Source organism: Chitinophaga sp. G7 BAM 1005 (assembly GCF_057126945.1).
Genome location: NZ_CP181478.1, coordinates 7,467,322 through 7,484,250, shown reverse-complemented (window position 1 = coordinate 7,484,250; position 16,929 = coordinate 7,467,322). Strand labels below are relative to the sequence as shown.

Below are 16,929 nucleotides of genomic sequence, written 5' to 3'. Positions count from 1 at the left end.
AAGAAGAGACCCTTTTTTGGGGATAGAAAATACGGTGATTGACTAAATCAGGTGGATGATTTTATATATAGTAAGGTGAAATCAGATTATTTTCACAAAGATATGTTAAAGCTAAAGGGAAACAAATACCTACATGTGAGTATTTTTGAAAAAATAAATGACCTTCCTGTCATGAAATCCAGCCCGGAACATTTCCTTCAAAGCCTCTCGTACATTGCTCCCCTTAGCCATGAAGCAATGGAATTATTTGCCGCGCATACCACTTTACAAATGGTAAAAAAGGGTGACTACCTGTTGCGGGAAGGGCAGCGCTGCCAACACATATGGTTCATTGAAAGCGGCGCCTGCAGAGCCTTTCAGCATCATATCGAAAAGGAGATCAACACCGGTTTCTACTTTGAAAATACATTCCTCACTAACCTGAACAGCCTGCGAAACAACGTTCCGGCCGATTACAATATACAAACGATAGAAGCCGGCACCTTATGGCAATGGCATAAAGACGATCTGTTTTCACTCTATCAGCAATCCCCCGAAATCACCGCCTTTGGCCGCCAGTGGCTGGAACACCTGTTCATTGAACAGGAAAAACACAATCACTGGCTTAAAAGAAACAGCCCGGAAGAAAGGTACCAGTCAATACTAACCACCCAACCCCAACTCCTGCAACGTGTATCTCTTACGCAACTCAGCTCTTACCTGGGCATTTCCCGCGAAACCCTCAGCCGCATCCGCCGCCGCTTAACCTGAACTATTATGTGACGTTTGACACAATCGCTTTATAGCAGGGCAGCTACTTTTACCCGGTAAAACTAACGGTCATGACTATACAAGAACAGAAAGATTTCATAGCACACTACATTGACACTACCTGGAACCGCGGTGATACCAGTAGTTTGGAGCAATTCCTGCACCCGGCCTACGTGGATCATTCATTACCACCCGCACTACCCGCCAACGCCACCGGGCTGAAACAATGGATTACATTAACACATGAATCCTTTCAACCCGAAACGATTATAGAAGAACAGGTAGCCGAACCCGGTAAGTGTATGATAAAAGTAACCATGTGCATGAAACACATCGGGCTATGGCGGGGAATAAGCCCCACCGGCTTAACAGTCTGTATTCCCGGCTATCGTTGCTTTCGATTGCAGGATAACCGGATCATTGAACATTGGGCTTTAATAGACGGTAATACACTCGAAAAAAAACTCACCCCCAAATCTTAAATACACCGTAGGCCCATACCCGTTATGAACATCCAATGGTGATTGGTTGCTCACTGCGGCAGGCAACAAATCACTATTGGTAACCGGGTAATAAAACGTGAAGTGGAATAAAAAATGTAAATGGTCCGTCTGTGAAGATACACAGCATGAAAAATCCAGGTGTTACGGCCGGCTATGTTCCCTTCCGGAACCACCGTAAAATCAACTATCCGCGCATCCGGATCGTTGATTCCAACAGCCAGCTCCTTCCGGTAATATTCATCTCCCTCATTACAATATCACACCGGCTGCAACCCCTGGAAATAATATAAAACAGTATCCCTTACAGATACTTTCATCACAAAAGGTTTGTGCCATACAAATATGCCTCTTATTCAAACATATACTTAATACTTTTTTATCTATTAATTATACTTTGATAGTCAAATTCGTAATAAAATAAGTGTAATAATAACACCTATACAACCGGATTGCCCGGTAGTTAATACTATTAGAAAAAAGTAAAAATTGTATTTTACGACTGATAACTTTACTTTTATAATGCTTTTTTAGCAACCAGGTCATATAAATCAACAGTTAATACGTTATATTCCACATCAGGATTCCGGTATGTTATAAAACTATGCTCATTATGAAGAGTAAATTATTAAGGGAAATCACTCCTCTTACGCAAAGCGACTGCTTTACGTTGTTTGCCAGGGAGAAAAAAGTATTCGATTTCCCGTTGCATTACCACGACGAATTTGAGTTAAACTTTATCCAGTATGCCAGTGGCGCTAAACGGATCATCGGGGATCATATTGAAGAGATCGGCGACCTTGAACTGGTACTGGTTGGCCCCAACCTGCAGCACGGCTGGTTTGCCAACAACCATGAAGGCGGCAGCGTTAAAGAAATAACCATCCAGTTTCACCGGGATCTGTTTGATGAGAAGTTCCTGCAGCGCAACCAGATGAACTTTATCAAAAACATGTTTGAACGCTCCCTGCGGGGAATCCTCTTCTCTACCGAAACCACCCAGCAGATCATGCCCCGCCTGATCCGGCTGCCGCAGCAACAGGGTTTCGATTCGGTGCTGGAGCTGATGTCTATTTTGCACGACCTGTCTATCAGCCGGAATATGCGCATCCTGTCTGATTCTACTTTTGGCAACACGGAAACCTTCTCCTACAGCAGCCGCCGCGTAGAAAAGATCATGACCTACCTGAATGCCAACTTTGATAAAAACATTTCACTGGGAGAGGCCGCCGGGCTTGCAGCCATGACGGAAGTGGCTTTCAGCCGCTTCTTTAAAGCCAAGATCGGCAAAACCTTTGTGGATACCCTCATAGAAATCAGGCTGGGACACGCCTCCCGGCTGCTGATAGAAACCACGCACACCGTGAATGAGATCGCTTCTAAGTGCGGTTTTAATAATATCTCCAACTTCAACCGCATCTTTAAAAAGAAAAAAGACTGTACACCTAAGGAATTCAGGCTGGCCTATACTTCTTCCGGAACAAGAACTTTCGTGTAGCGCTGTTAGCAGGTAAAATGTAATATTAGGCCATCCGGAATATGCTGTTACCGGCTACTAAACCGATTTATATGCCCTGTTTTGCATATATATAAGGGTTAAAATCTCCAAAAATGCCGGTAAATGCGTACCTTTGCGCCTTCATGCAGACTTCTACTTTATTAAAGCCGAATTGTTACGTAAATGATGCCGGGTTTGACTGGCTGTATCCTGAAAAAATACAGCAACTCTCAAGACGGCACTGGACGCCACTCAGTATCGCTAAAGCAGCGGCCCGTTTTCTCGCAAATGAACCCGGGAAGAAAATTCTGGACATTGGCAGCGGTGTCGGGAAATTTTGCCTGGTAGGCGCCCGTTTTTACCCGGAAACCAACTTTTACGGCATCGAACAACGGGAAGAACTCTATCAATATGCCCTCGAAGCAAAGGCTGCCACACAAACCAGGAATGTGAGCTTTATTCACGGCAATTTTACACAGGAAGATCTTTCCGCGTACGATGGCTTTTACTTCTATAATTCTTTCTTTGAAAACCTGGTAGATCAGGATCAGATAGATAACAAGGTAGAATATTCAACAAGTTTATATAATTATTACAGCCGCTTTTTATTTAAAAAACTGGAAAGCAGTGCAAGCGGTACAAGACTCGTAACATACCACAGTCTTGAAGATGAAGTACCTCCCTGTTACCAGATGGTGGATGCTTCTACGGATTTAATGCTAAAAATGTGGATCAGAAGATAGGACTAAGTAATACAAAAATTAATACAATGACTACAGACGGACATGCTTTAGAGATCATAGCACAATTAGGCGCCATAACGGATTACCAGCAGGCAGACCAGTTACTGGCCACCGTAAAAAAGGAACATGCTGCTTTATATAAAGAAATCTTCACCTCTCTCCAGGAAAAAATAGAAGGCCTGTCACCATTGGAGTGTAACAGTTTACAATGGAGCATTTACCGTTATGCCCTGATGCATGTACGTAAATGCACAACAATGGAACCAGCCTGCTGATCAGGCGCTGATGGCCAGCTTTTTGCCAATGGCAGCCACCACGGCTTCCGGCGAAAATCCTTCCTGTAAATACAGATCAACAAAATCGTAACTGATTTCCAGTGAAGGCGTAATAAGATATACTGCCGGCACAGGTATGTCTGCATTAACACCGGAAACAAAACCTCATATCGGGTCTGATTCCCTGTAAATGCCCGCTTTCCTGGCTATGCGGTACTGTGCGTCGTGCGCTACATCAAATGGCAATGCCTCCGGATATACTGAAGTGAACTGCTTCTTATCTTCACTGGATAATACCAGCAAATGAGCCCCTGCCGCGGTAATAGCCGCATGGCTTTCCTTCAGCCGCTCTATCAGCTGATCTGCGTAATTGTTCCAATGCCAGGAATAAAAAACCACTACCAGCGGCTGCAAAGTAAGACTGTGCAACGACGCGCCGGAATGGGCATTATTCAGCAACGGCCCTCTATTGATCACACGCTCTTCTTCAATAAAAAATTCAGGAAAAAAACTACCTGCTTTTAATGGGTTAATCTTTTCCCTGTTCTTAACAGGGCTGGGGAAATTTTCCGGTGTAGGCTGCGGTAAGTAATCGGCGTATCTGTATAATAATGACATATTAAAGGCTTTTATAATGGCTGATAAAATGGCCGCTGTTATAGGTTTGGTGAATATCTTTTGCTTTCGTAGAGCAAATATAGGGAGAATACTTTAATTACCCTACTATTCCTATAGACTATTAGTGATATAAAATCCAAATAATTGGTTCCTAATAACTTTGACGGGGAAATATTTTTCCGGGGGATGAAAATAAGGGGATATTTAAGACCTATGCTAAACATTCAAAGCGTGTGCCCGTTATTGTTATTAAGTCATGGAAAATCCGCGGCAACCCATCTTAAAAAAAAAGATGAAAATCTTGCCAGGATAAACCCGGATGACATAATTTACAGGGAAGCCATAAAAAGAATAAATAACGACATATGCTGCTAAAACACAGACTATCACTCGGCCAGATCTTCTCCTTTACCTGGAAGGTAGACCTCATGCTGCTGGGATGTTGTACCCTGGTATATTTCCTCGATTCGCGCTGGCTGGCAGCACATATTAATATTCCCATAGCCGTATCTACCGTACTGGGTACCGCCATTGCCTTCTTTATCGGCTTCAATAACAACCAGGCATACGACCGCTGGTGGGAAGCCCGCAAAATATGGGGCGCACTGGTAAACGACTCCCGCACCTGGAGCCGGTCGATGCTCAATTATCCCTCCCCGGACGCTACCCCCGAAACCAAAGCCCTCGTCCGTCACATGATTTACCGGCACCTCGCCTTTATCTATGCGCTCAAAACCGTTCTCCGCAAACGGCCCGACGACTACTACACCCGCTACCTCACCACCGAAGAAATTGAAGAAGTACAAAAACAAAGCAATATCCCCAATGCCATCCTGAACCTCCAGACCCGCGATCTTCAGCAACTCCGGAACTCCGGCAGTATCGACGGCTTCACTTTTATAGAACTGAACCAGATCCTGGTAAAACACTGCGACTCTATGGGCCAGTCGGAACGGATCAGGAATACCGTATTCCCTCCCAGCTATGTATATTTTACGCAGATGTTTATCTGGTTCTATGTTATCATGAATACACTTATGATGACGGAATCCATCGGCGCATGGGCCATTCCCTTCGGATGGATGTTCGGCTTCGTATTCCATGTAACCCACCTTAACGGCATCACCCTCATGGATCCCTTTGACTTCCAACCCCTCGCCATTCCGCTCGACAGCATCGCGCGGACCATCGAAATCAACGTGATCCAGCTGCTGGGAGATGAACCGGTACCCGCGCCAGTACAGCCGCGGCAGGAAGGGCTTTACGTAATGTAAGCCCACAGGGAAACGTATTTACTTTGTAATACGTAATTCCTTATTTTTACACTCTATGACGTATGACCAATTATGTAATCTATATGCCCAGTCAGTTACCCTCAAGATACTACGGGCACGTAGCGCGCCAATGATGCTGTCATTTTTTCATTACACATTCAAGGAAAAAAACCATACTACCATTTCCAACGTGGAACTGGTAACCCGTTTGTCCGATTACCTCGGCGTAACCGGCTACCAGGCCACAGATGATGAAATAGACGCTACCAGCCTGCTGGAACACGACGATGTGAAAGCCAGGAAATATATCGATCAATGGAGCAATAAAGGCTTCCTCCGCAAATATCCCGACGACGACGGACTGGATATCCATGAGCTGAGCAGCGACATGGAAAAAGTAATGCACTGGGTATCCACCCTCCAGAAAAGAGAATTTGTGGGCACAGAAAGCCGCTTCAAAGACATCTTCTCCAAACTAAAAGAACTGATTGACCAGAGCAATAAAGACCCGGAACAAAGGATCCAGGAACTGGAGAAAAAGAAATATGAAATAGAACAGGAAATAAAAGCCATCACCATCACCGGTAAAGTACAGGTGTTTGATGATACCCAGATAAAGGAAAGATTTTACGATGTCAACCGCATGTCGCGCGAACTCCTGAGCGATTTCAAAGAAGTGGAACAAAACTTTGAACAAATCACCCAGGAAATTTATCGCAAACAAAGCGAAAAAGATATCGCCAAAGGCGCGCTGCTGGCTTATACCCTCGATTCTTTCGAAGCCCTCCGCCAGAAAGACCAGGGGAAAAGTTTCTACTCCTTCTGGCAGTTCCTCATGGATGAAAATAAACAAGAGGAAATGCGGGAGCTGATCGAAAAACTTTACCTCCTGCTGGAAGACCGGAACATCGAATATAAAAATGACCGCTTCTTAAAAAAACTCAAACAATTCCTTCATGCCTCCGGCAAAAAAGTAATTGACGCCAATAAAAAACTGAGCGATAAACTCAGCCGCGTACTCAGTGAAAATAATCTCACCGATCACAGGAAAGCGATGGAACTCATCAATGATATCCGGCAGCTGGCCTTTCAATCGCTCGAGCATCCACCCGGTGAGGAATTTTTTATAGAGATAGAAAGCGATCCTGAAATAGATCTCCTCGACCGCTGGGATATGGCGGACGAGAAAAAGCCCAACGTAGAGGTAGAATTCCCCGAAGGGATGGGTGGTACAGAGTTTGACGACAATGACCTTAACGCATTATTTAACCATTTTAATATAGACCGCGCCCTGCTGGAGGATCGCATTTCCACACAACTGCAAAATAAAAAGCAGGTAAGCCTGAAAGAAATGGTAGAAATTTATGGCGCCGAAAAAGGACTCACGGAACTCATTACCTATTTTTCCATCGCCAGCCAGTCGGCACACCATATCATCCTGGAAACCGCAGACCCGGTGATGCTGGGCAGCCGCACCATCAATATGCCGATGGTGCTGTTCACAAATTCACAAAACTAATATCATGGCCGAGAAAAATATATCTCCCTTTGCACACGTGTTTCTAAAACTCATGCAGGGACCTGTATACGAAGAAGATAAATCTTACTGGAAAGACCTGCTGGGATGGCAAACAGAACTCAGCAAATACCTGCAGCAAACAGGTCTTCAGCTGGTGGTAAATGAAGCAGACGGATTTGCACGTATCGTACAACCGGAAGCAGATGAAACTAACGAGAAACCACTGCCTCGTCTCATGCGCAAAACACGGCTTACCTACGAAGCCACCCTGCTGTGCATTGTACTCCGTGAAGCCCTCGATGAATTTGATATCCAGGGCAACGGCACCCGTCTATTTATGACACAAAAAGAAATCAAAGAACGACTCGCACTCTTCTTCAAAGAACGACACAACAAATCCAAACTACTGAAAGATCTCAACAAACCCATCAACAGCCTCTTAAATGTAGGCGTGCTGAAAACTACCCGGGAGGACGCTGCCAATAAGGAACTGCACCAATACGAGGTAAAAAGGATTATCAAAGCACTGGTGAATAACGAGAAACTGGAAGAAATAAAATCAAAATTAAAACTGCATGTCCACCCTGTTCAATAGTGATTCAAAAGAAAGTGGATTCCGGTTGCAATATTTTGAAATATACAACTGGGGAACCTTTCATAACAAAATATATCGCGTTAACACCAACGGTAATACTTCCCTGCTCACCGGCGCAAACGGCAGCGGTAAAACTACCCTGATCGATGCACTCTTAACACTGCTGGTACCCGCCGGTAAAAGATTCTATAACCAGTCGTCCGGTACAGAACAACGCCGCGACAGAGGCGAAGAATCCTACTTCTGGGGCTACTACGGTAAAACCTTCTCCGAAGAATCCCAGCAGTCAAAAACAGACCAGCTGCGTCATAAGGAAAATAACCCTTACTCCGTACTGCTGGCCTACTTTTATAATGCCGCTACCATGCACCAGATCACACTGGCCCAGGTAAGATGGTACTCCGGGGAAATGAAACGGCAATACATCGTTTCACCACACAAACTTAATATCAACGACCATTTCGGTAACGGAAAATTTGATGTGAAAGGCGACTGGAAAAAAAGACTGCGCCTCGAATTTCCCAAAACAGAAATCACCGACAGCTTTAAAGAATACGCAGCCCTGTTCAGCAACATCTTCGGGCTGCGAAGCGAAAAAGCCCTGTCTCTCTTTAACCAAACCGTTGGTATCAAAGTGCTCGGCGATCTGAACACGTTTATCCGCGGACAGATGCTGGAAGAAACAGACAGCGAAAACGAATTCCTGAAACTGCGCGAAAACTACGATAGTTTGCTCACCAGTCACCGCGCTATTCAGAAAGATGAAACCCAGCTGAAACTGCTGGAACCCATCATCGAAAACCGCGCCTCCTGGCAACAACTACAGGACAGAAACCGGGAATTGCAAATGCTCCAGGACATCCTGCCCTCGTGGTTTAACAAACAGGAAAAAGATATCCTGGAAAGAGAACTGGAATCTTTACAGAAAGCACAACAGACCACCACCCGCAGCCTCACGGCTATCAATGAACAACTTCAGTCGCTTCACCTGCGAAAAGATGAACTGATAGCCCAGAAAGCCAATAACAGCGTGGATGAACAACTGCGCTCTATTGAAAAATCCATCCACTACGAACAAAAAGCCCTGGAGGCCAAGCGTAATAAGATGGAAGAATACAATATGCTCACAGACCGGCTGGAACTCGCCCCCAATCCGGATGAGCAACAGTTCCATGAAAATATTACAGGCGCTGAACAGATGAAAACAGCGCACGATAAACAGCTGGAAACACTACAGGAGGAAATTTTTCATCACAAAAGCAGCCTGGCCGCAGAAAGATCACAGGTATCAAAACTGGAAGAAGAAATAGATTCCTTCCTCCACCGGAAAAATAATATTCCCTATGAGTTGATCCGTATCCGCCAGCAGCTGGCAAATATGCTGGATATCCAGGAAGATGACCTGCCGTTTGCCGGCGAACTGATCAAAGTAAAAGATGCAGAGATCCATTGGGAAAACGCCATCGAAAAAGTATTGCACAACTTTGGCCTGCGCCTCCTCGTGCCGGAAGAATATATACTGGACATCAACCGGTACATCAATTCCAACAACCTGCAAACCCGGCTCGTATACCACAAGGTAGAAGAGGAGAGTTATACCATGTTGCGGATGCCTTCCGAAAAAGAAAGCCTGTTACAGAAAATAGATATCAAACCCGGCACCATCTTCAAAGAATGGCTGCAAAACCAGTTGCTTGATCAGTTTGATTATACCTGTACCGACGACATGACCGTGTTTAACCGCTGCAGGAAAGCTGTTACTTCCAACGGGCTAACGCGGCAGGCTACACGCCACGAAAAAGATGACCGCCCTAACCGCTCCCAGAAAAACAATTATGTGCTGGGCTGGAACAATAAAAACAAATTACGCCTGTTAAAAGAAGAACAGGATGAATGCAATAACAACATCGAAACACTGCAGCATAGCATTTCCCAGCTGGAAGACAGCAGGAAAGCCATCGCCAATATCAATGCGCTGCTGAACGCATTGCTGTCGCTGCGCAACTACAGCGAAATCAACTGGCAGATTCATGCCGGCGTCATTGAATCATTCGCACGTGAAAAAGCAATGCTGCTTAAAACCAGCGACAAATACCAGGTGATCTGTGATCAGCTGGACGAAATTACCGGGCAAATACAAGGCAAGGAAAAAGAGAAAGAAGGAACACTCCAGGAAAAGGGCCGGCTGGACGATAAAGCCGCAGAGAAACTACGCCACTTCAATCAACTGAAGGTCAATAAACTGGACGATGTTTCCCTCCAATACATACTGGAATACCTCACTGACCTGTCGCTGACCGAACCGGCAGAAACAACCCTTGAACTGGCATCCTACCGCAAACGGGCAGATGATAACATGAAGGCAACCCTGCACGATGCCATGCGCCTCACCGCGGAAAAAGAAGCAGAAATCACCCGGCAGCTGGCAGCATTTGTAATGCCGCCAAAATCCATCCACGATACCTTCCCGGACTGGCTCGGTGATGTAACGGATCTCCAGCCACATGTAAAATACCTCGACGAATTTAGCTCCCTCTATGAGCGGATTAAATTCCAACGGCTCATTGAGCATAAAGAACGCTTCCGTAAATACATGGACACCAGTATGCTCAATGCCATTACCAACTACCGGGCATGGATATACGGGCAGGAAGACGTGATCCGTGAAGTAATGGAAGATCTCAACGAACCTTTACGCAACATCACCTTCAATAAAAACCCGGATACCTATCTCCAGCTGGAATGCCGCCATGTACGTGATGTGGAGATCCGTAACTTCAAAGAGAAACTCAGTAACGCTGTACCGGATTCTTATAAATATCAGCTCGAAAAAGATGAAGCCTACGGCGACCAGCTGTTTGAAAATATCAAACTGCTCATTACTGAATTGCAGCAAAACGAAGCATGGCGCCGTAAAGTAACGGATGTACGCAACTGGCTCGACTTCGGCGCAAAAGAATTTTATGTGGCCGATAATAAGGCGTTCAAATATTATGAGGATACTGCCAGTCTTTCCGGTGGCGAAAAAGCGCAGTTCACTTACACCATCCTGGGAGCAGCCATTGCTTACCAGTTTGGTATCAATGAGGCGAACCGCCAACACCGCAGCTTACGCTTCATCACAGTGGATGAAGCCTTTAGCAAACTGGATCCTGAAAAGAGTCACTACCTTATGGAATACTGCGGACAGCTGAACCTGCAATTGCTGGTAGTAACGCCGCTGGATAAACTGAATATTGCAGAACCTTATATACATGCCTGTCACTTTGTGGCGAATAAAAACAAACGTGATTCGGTAGTATACAACTTTACGATGGAAGAGTACCGCGACAGGAAGAAGGAATTTGAATCAATGGCAGTGATGTCGTAAGCGCAGGGGAGATCGCCTTTGGCGACCCCATCCGAAGTAAAGTTACTGACATATAAACGTCCTGCACATCGGCAGGACGTTATACCAAGTAAACCATTACACTAAAATTATTGTTTCAAGATAGTAAAAACAAGTTGAAAACAGGGTTATTTACTTGTTAAGGTGACGATAACGTTATATTTTTATCAATACATGACAAACATCAGTTTCATGGATATCTTCACCTGCTACCTTTGCATCAATAATTGAACATTATGCCTTCAGTAGAAATACTATCCAGAATACAGTTTGCGTTTACCATTGCCTTTCATTACATCTATCCTCCGCTGAGTATAGGGCTGGGACTCTGTCTTGTGATCATGGAGGGCCTGTATCTTAAAACAGGTTTGTCGCTCTATAAGGACATTACGCGATATTGGATCAAAATATTTGCATTGATCTTCGGGATTGGTGTAGCCACGGGCATTGTAATGGAATTTGAATTTGGCACCAACTGGGCTACCTATTCGCATTACGTAGGCGACATTTTCGGTAGCGCCCTGGCGGCAGAAGGTATTTTCGCCTTTGCAATGGAATCTGCATTCCTGGGGGTATTATTATTTGGCTGGAACCGTGTTCATAAAGGAGTTCACTTCTTTTCTACCTGCATGGTGGCGCTGGGGTCTATCTTTTCTGCGTTGTGGATCGTTATTGCCAATTCCTGGCAGCAAACACCAACAGGTTACCGTATAGAAGGACATGATCTGCAGGCGCGCGCGGTGGTCACCGATTTCTGGGAAATGGTGTTTAACCCTTCTTCGGTAGACCGGTTCTCACATGTGATCATCGGTTCCTTTCTCGCAGGCTCTTTCCTGGTGATGAGCGTTGCCGCCTGGTACATCCTGAAAAACCGCTCTGCCAAACATGCACAGGCCATGTTTAAAGTAGGTTTGGGCGTAGCCGTAATAGCTGCGCTGATGCAGCTTTTCACCGGTCACCGTTCCGCTCATTATGTGAGCAAATATCAACCCGCCAAACTGGCCGCTATGGAAGGCCATTACGATAGTTCTGCGGTAGCGCCGATGTACATTGTGGGTTGGGTAGATAACAAAAATGAAAAGACAACCGGTATAAAAATTCCGGGAGGACTTTCTTTCCTTACGCATGGCAGCTTTTCCGCACCGGTAGAAGGACTCAGGGCTACCCCAAAAGCAGACAGGCCCGGCGCGGTGAACTTTGTGTTCCAGATGTATCACATTATGATCACTATCGGCATGATACTCATAGGACTTACACTACTCGCCGTTTTCCTTTTATGGAGAAAGAAGCTGTTTAACCAGCGCTGGCTGATGATTATATTCGCATGGGCCGTGCTTCTGCCGCAAATAGCCAACCAGGTAGGATGGTATGCCGCCGAAGTAGGCCGCCAGCCCTGGGTGGTGTACAAACTGTTGCGTACCTCCGATGCGCTGTCGCGTAAGGTAACGGCAGACCAGGTAATGTTTTCACTGATATTATTTACGCTGGTATATATGTTGCTGTTTACACTATTCATCTATTTATTAACCCGCAAAATACAACACGGACCGGATGTTTCAGAGAATGCGGAAATTGAGTACGACGGCTATTACCACGATAATATAACTTACCATCCTACTAAATTATAACTCATGGAAACAATTCTCGGACTGGACCTTCCCACCTGGTGGTTTTTAGTGATTGGCGGATTGATCACCGGTTATGGTGTGCTGGATGGCTTCGACCTGGGTGCCGGTGCTTTGCACCTTTTTTTTAAAAAAGAAGAAAGCCGGCGCCTGGTGCTGAATGCGATAGGACCGGTATGGGATGGAAACGAAGTATGGCTGGTAATTGCCGGTGGCGCATTGTTTGCCGGGTTCCCGCTGGTATACGGCGTAGTATTATCTACCTTCTATATTCCCTTTATGTTATTCCTCGTAGCCCTCATCTTCCGGGCTATTTCAATAGAATTCAGAAGTAAGGAAACCTGGCGCTGGTGGCGCAAAATGTGGGACATCAGTTATACCGTGTCCAGCACCGGCATCACACTGTTGCTGGGACTGGTACTGGGCAACCTCATTCACGGTCTTCCGATTAACAAGGAACATGAATTTACCGGTACACTCCTCACGTTTTTCAATCCTTATGCGATACTGATTGCTTTTACCACGCTATCGCTGTTCATGCTGCATGGCTCGATTTACCTGGTAATGAAAACAGAAAACAGGCTGTACACCAGGCTGACAGTGATCGTGAACAACTGCAGCAAGTTCTTCATTCTCTGCTTTATTCTAACGTCAATGGCCACCCTTATTTATGTGCCTCACATGACATTGCAGTTTAAATCACACCCACAGCTGTTCCTGTTACCGATGCTGGCCGTGCTGATCCTGTTGAATATCAAAAGAAATGTAGATGCCCGCAAGTATTATACTGCTTTCCTCTATTCTTCCATTATCACGGCCTGCCTGCTCATCCTGTTTGCCGTAGGGTTATATCCCAATATTGTGATATCCACCACTGATCCGGCTTATAGCATCAGCATTTATGCAGCGGCGTCTTCTGTTAAGTCGTTGAAAATTATGCTGCTCATTGCAGCCATAGGTACCCCGATGGTAATTGGATATACCACTTTCTTATTCTGGACCTTCCGGGGGAAAGTGAAGCTAAACGAAATGAGCTATTAGATATCAGGAAGTTTATCAGCTATTGGCTTAAAAAACAGGTCCCCGCAAGAAATTGCAGGGACTTACCATTTAACCTATATTCTGTACTGTAGCATTGTGTTGATGATCTCCCGAAAGTCGCCAGTTGTCGTTTTCCCGGTATCTTATCTTTTATCAGGAGATGTACGTATTTAAGACCGTTTGCTTTGATAAAAGTTTAACCGGTTTAAAAAAATTTCCGAAAATAATTCCGGGAAGCCGAAATTAGTACCCAGAATTGATTACTTCCATGAACCGTATCGACCGGCTTACCGCCATTCTCATACAATTACAGGGTAAAAAAATAGTAAGGGCGGCTGAAATTTCCGACCGCTTTAACATCAGTTTAAGAACGGTATACAGGGATGTAAAAGCCCTGCAGGAAGCCGGCGTGCCTATTGGTGCGGAGGCGGGTACCGGCTATTACATCGTGGAAGGATATCACCTGCCCCCCGTGATGTTCTCCAGAGAAGAGGCGGCGGCACTCCTCACCGGGGAAAAACTGATGGAACAGTTCAGTGACCATAGCAACCGGAAACAGTTCAGCCTGGCAATGGAAAAGATCCGTTCCGTACTCCGTGGAACAGAAAAGGACTACCTCGAATCACTGGATGAAAACATCGCCGTACTGCGGCACCGGCCTGTGGTAACAGATGCTGCCGAATTCCCCAACCGGTTCCTCACTGATATTCAACAAGCCCTGGGCATGAACCAGGTGATCAGTATGGAGTACTTTTCTTTCCAGGAAGAAGTGGCGACCCGCAGGGAAGTAGAGCCAATAGGCATTTTCCATAGCAGCGCCAACTGGCACCTGATCGCTTTCTGCCGGCTCCGGCAGGGCTACCGGGATTTCCGGGTAGACCGTATCCGCAAATTAGCCGTGCTGCCGGCCACTTATAAAAAAAACAAGCACCTCTCTTTGCAGGGCTACCTGGAGCAACAGCGCAGCAGGCACAGCGAGAATACCTATCTCATTAAAATAGCGCTGGACAATGATCTGATGCGGTATGTAAGGGAGCAGAAGTACTACTATGGCCTCATGGAAGAAAAGGTGGTGGGCGATAAAACAGAGCTTACCTTCCTGCAATCCTCCCTGGGCTATTTTGCCAGATGGCTCATTATGTTTGGAAACCAGGTGGAAGTGCTTCAGCCTGAAGAGCTCAAAACCGCTATCGGAGAGCTTGTAACAGAACTCCACGGACATTATTTATAAATTTTGGAATGCTGCTGACATAAGGTTGTCACTCCCTGGCTGTTCTTTTGTACTGTGATCAAAAACTATACAAATATGAATAAGCTCAGTAATTGCTATGTATTCCTCTTCGACGGCTACTCCGATTGGGAACCCGCACTGACCATGTATGGCATAGGAAGCTTTACAGATACCAATATCGTTACCTTTTCCTTTACCGGTGAACCCGTTACTTCCGGTGGACAACTGAAGATACACCCCCATGCAAGTCTCGATGAGGCATTGAAAGCAGATATCGACCTGTTGATTCTGCCCGGTGGAGAGGCAATGGAAAATGGCTCCAATGCGGCTGTCATTCCACTTGTTAAACAACTGCTGGCACAGCAAAAAACAATTGCAGCTATCTGCGGCGCCACGGTGCTGCTGGGGCAACACGGCTTCCTGGACAACATTGCCCATACCAGCAATCACCCCGAAGTATTAAAGCAACAGGCGCCCACGTATAAAGGCGCCGGTAAATACCTGGATGAACCCGCAGTAGCTGATAAACAGATCATCACTGCCAGCGGCACCGCAATGACCGCATTTGCCAAAGCCATCTATCAGCATTTTAATTTACTGGAGATAGCACCCCTGAAGTTCTGGTTTGGCTTCTTTGATCATACAGCTGTTCTTCCGGAGATGTTATCCGCAGCGCCTTTCCATTTCTTCTATCAGCGCTACGAAACTAACTATGCCGGTATGCTATCCCTCGTGCGCACCGCTATTAAAGACGTGTACCAGGAGGCCATCAATGCCGGGCTGGAAATATGCGGCGCACCCGAATGGCATTACCGCAACTTCGACGGGAAACCGGATACGGTGTTTACCCTGGATATCGGCCTCCCGGTAACAACGGTGAAACCCGTTGCAGCACCGTGGCAATGCGAAACATTACCAGCCTTCAATTGTGTAAGCATGCAGCACAAAGGCCCCTGGGAGCAGCTCATCACTACGTACGGACAGCTGTTTACAGGTATTGGTATGCTGGGCATGCCCGTAACCGGCTATACGCGGGAACAATACCTGCGCTATAATTTTGAACAACCGGCACAAAATATCACCAACATACAGATTGGAGTACTTTAACCGGTGTAAAACATCCCCCGGAAGTACCGGGGGATTTTAACTCTTAAACAATGAAAGCCTATATCATCATGGGATGGCTGTTGCTCATCGCCTTTGCTTTTGATATACAATTAACACTGAAAAATATGAGTAAACTGGATTTAACAAAGGAATTCAAACAGTACTATACCGCTGCTTTAGTACCCGAAGTGGTTACTATAGAAAAGGGACTGTTTGTAACGATCACGGGCAAAGGCGATCCCAATGGCCCCATGTTCGCTGAGGTCACTGCAGCGTTGTATGCAGTAGCATATGGCATTAAGTTCAGCAGCAAGCAAAAGGGCCGCGACTTTACTGTGAGCAAGCTGGAAGGCTTCTGGTGGGTAAACGGCGACTATGCAGATCCGTTGCAGGCGCCCCGTGATCAATGGAATTACGAACTGGCCATCAGGATGCCGGAATACATCACCCGTCAGCAATTTTCGGAAGCCGTGCTTGCTGCGGAGAAAAAGAAGAAGTCTGTTTTCATCAGGCAGGTGGATTTAAAACATATAGAAGAGGGCTTGAGTATCCAGCTGATGCATATTGGTCCTTTCAGTGAGGAGCCGGCATCGCTGAAAAAGATGGATGACTTCATGCAGCAACAGGAATTGCGCATGAATGGGCGGCATCATGAAATTTATTTGTCTGACTTCCGGAAAACTGCGCCGGAAAAGCTGAAAACGATATTAAGACACCCGGTAAGGAAGTAGTTGATGAAGGGCAGGGCACATCTTACCCAAAACA

The 16,929-nt window shown here is 45.9% G+C and carries 17 protein-coding genes; 15 read left to right on the top strand and 2 right to left on the bottom strand.

Annotated elements, in window-relative coordinates:
- The first annotated feature begins 171 nt into the window (after positions 1 to 171).
- The 6 genes from ACMXI2_RS30350 to ACMXI2_RS30325 all read left to right on the top strand — a co-directional run bounded on the left by ACMXI2_RS30350 (position 172) and on the right by ACMXI2_RS30325 (position 3,766).
- Positions 172 to 750, top strand: a complete 579-nt coding sequence (locus tag ACMXI2_RS30350; protein ID WP_483779588.1) for a Crp/Fnr family transcriptional regulator — start codon at positions 172 to 174, stop codon at positions 748 to 750.
- 71 nt (positions 751 to 821) lie between these two features.
- Positions 822 to 1,232, top strand: a complete 411-nt coding sequence (locus ACMXI2_RS30345) for an ester cyclase (RefSeq protein WP_483779587.1) — start codon at positions 822 to 824, stop codon at positions 1,230 to 1,232.
- A 131-nt stretch (positions 1,233 to 1,363) separates the two neighbouring features.
- Positions 1,364 to 1,543, top strand: coding sequence for a hypothetical protein (locus tag ACMXI2_RS30340; protein ID WP_483779586.1), 180 nt, complete (start codon positions 1,364 to 1,366; stop codon positions 1,541 to 1,543).
- Between the two features lie 320 nt (positions 1,544 to 1,863).
- Positions 1,864 to 2,748: an AraC family transcriptional regulator gene (locus ACMXI2_RS30335; RefSeq protein WP_483779585.1), complete on the top strand. Its 885-nt coding sequence runs from the start codon at positions 1,864 to 1,866 to the stop codon at positions 2,746 to 2,748.
- A 113-nt stretch (positions 2,749 to 2,861) separates the two neighbouring features.
- On the top strand, positions 2,862 to 3,491 hold the full coding sequence (locus ACMXI2_RS30330) for a class I SAM-dependent methyltransferase (protein ID WP_227024424.1): 630 nt from the start codon (positions 2,862 to 2,864) through the stop codon (positions 3,489 to 3,491).
- A 26-nt stretch (positions 3,492 to 3,517) separates the two neighbouring features.
- The gene (locus ACMXI2_RS30325) at positions 3,518 to 3,766 is read left to right on the top strand and encodes a hypothetical protein (protein ID WP_483779584.1); all 249 of its coding nucleotides are present in this window, start codon (positions 3,518 to 3,520) and stop codon (positions 3,764 to 3,766) included.
- Here ACMXI2_RS30325 and ACMXI2_RS30320 read toward each other — a convergent pair whose 3' ends face one another.
- Both ACMXI2_RS30320 and ACMXI2_RS30315 read right to left on the bottom strand, forming a co-directional pair.
- Positions 3,767 to 3,898, bottom strand: coding sequence for a hypothetical protein (locus ACMXI2_RS30320; RefSeq protein ID WP_483779583.1), 132 nt, complete (start codon positions 3,896 to 3,898; stop codon positions 3,767 to 3,769).
- Positions 3,899 to 3,931: 33 nt separating this feature from the next.
- Entirely contained in the window at positions 3,932 to 4,384 is a 453-nt protein-coding gene (locus ACMXI2_RS30315) for a redoxin domain-containing protein (protein ID WP_483779582.1), read from the bottom strand.
- Between the two features lie 365 nt (positions 4,385 to 4,749).
- On the opposite strand from ACMXI2_RS30315, the gene ACMXI2_RS30310 reads away from it, so the two are divergent.
- The 9 genes from ACMXI2_RS30310 (at position 4,750) to ACMXI2_RS30270 (ending at position 16,895) form a co-directional block, all read left to right on the top strand.
- Complete coding sequence (locus tag ACMXI2_RS30310; RefSeq protein WP_483779581.1) at positions 4,750 to 5,658, top strand: bestrophin family protein; 909 nt, start codon at positions 4,750 to 4,752, stop codon at positions 5,656 to 5,658.
- A 55-nt stretch (positions 5,659 to 5,713) separates the two neighbouring features.
- Entirely contained in the window at positions 5,714 to 7,177 is a 1,464-nt protein-coding gene (locus tag ACMXI2_RS30305) for a DUF3375 domain-containing protein (protein WP_483779580.1), read from the top strand.
- 4 nt (positions 7,178 to 7,181) lie between these two features.
- Positions 7,182 to 7,772, top strand: coding sequence for a DUF4194 domain-containing protein (locus tag ACMXI2_RS30300; protein ID WP_079469770.1), 591 nt, complete (start codon positions 7,182 to 7,184; stop codon positions 7,770 to 7,772).
- On the top strand, positions 7,753 to 11,142 hold the full coding sequence (locus ACMXI2_RS30295) for an ATP-binding protein (protein WP_483779579.1): 3,390 nt from the start codon (positions 7,753 to 7,755) through the stop codon (positions 11,140 to 11,142). Before ACMXI2_RS30300 ends, ACMXI2_RS30295 begins: the two co-directional genes overlap by 20 nt.
- 254 nt (positions 11,143 to 11,396) lie before the next feature.
- Positions 11,397 to 12,788, top strand: coding sequence for a cytochrome ubiquinol oxidase subunit I (locus tag ACMXI2_RS30290; protein WP_483779578.1), 1,392 nt, complete (start codon positions 11,397 to 11,399; stop codon positions 12,786 to 12,788).
- A gap of 3 nt (positions 12,789 to 12,791) precedes the next feature.
- Positions 12,792 to 13,826 (top strand): cytochrome d ubiquinol oxidase subunit II, encoded by a 1,035-nt coding sequence (gene cydB / locus ACMXI2_RS30285; RefSeq protein WP_483779577.1) that lies wholly within the window; start codon positions 12,792 to 12,794, stop codon positions 13,824 to 13,826.
- A gap of 268 nt (positions 13,827 to 14,094) precedes the next feature.
- Entirely contained in the window at positions 14,095 to 15,057 is a 963-nt protein-coding gene (locus ACMXI2_RS30280) for a helix-turn-helix transcriptional regulator (protein ID WP_483779576.1), read from the top strand.
- 75 nt (positions 15,058 to 15,132) lie between these two features.
- Positions 15,133 to 16,164, top strand: coding sequence for a DJ-1/PfpI family protein (locus ACMXI2_RS30275; RefSeq protein ID WP_483779575.1), 1,032 nt, complete (start codon positions 15,133 to 15,135; stop codon positions 16,162 to 16,164).
- Positions 16,165 to 16,214: 50 nt separating this feature from the next.
- On the top strand, positions 16,215 to 16,895 hold the full coding sequence (locus ACMXI2_RS30270) for a GyrI-like domain-containing protein (RefSeq protein ID WP_483779574.1): 681 nt from the start codon (positions 16,215 to 16,217) through the stop codon (positions 16,893 to 16,895).
- Positions 16,896 to 16,929 lie beyond the last annotated feature (34 nt).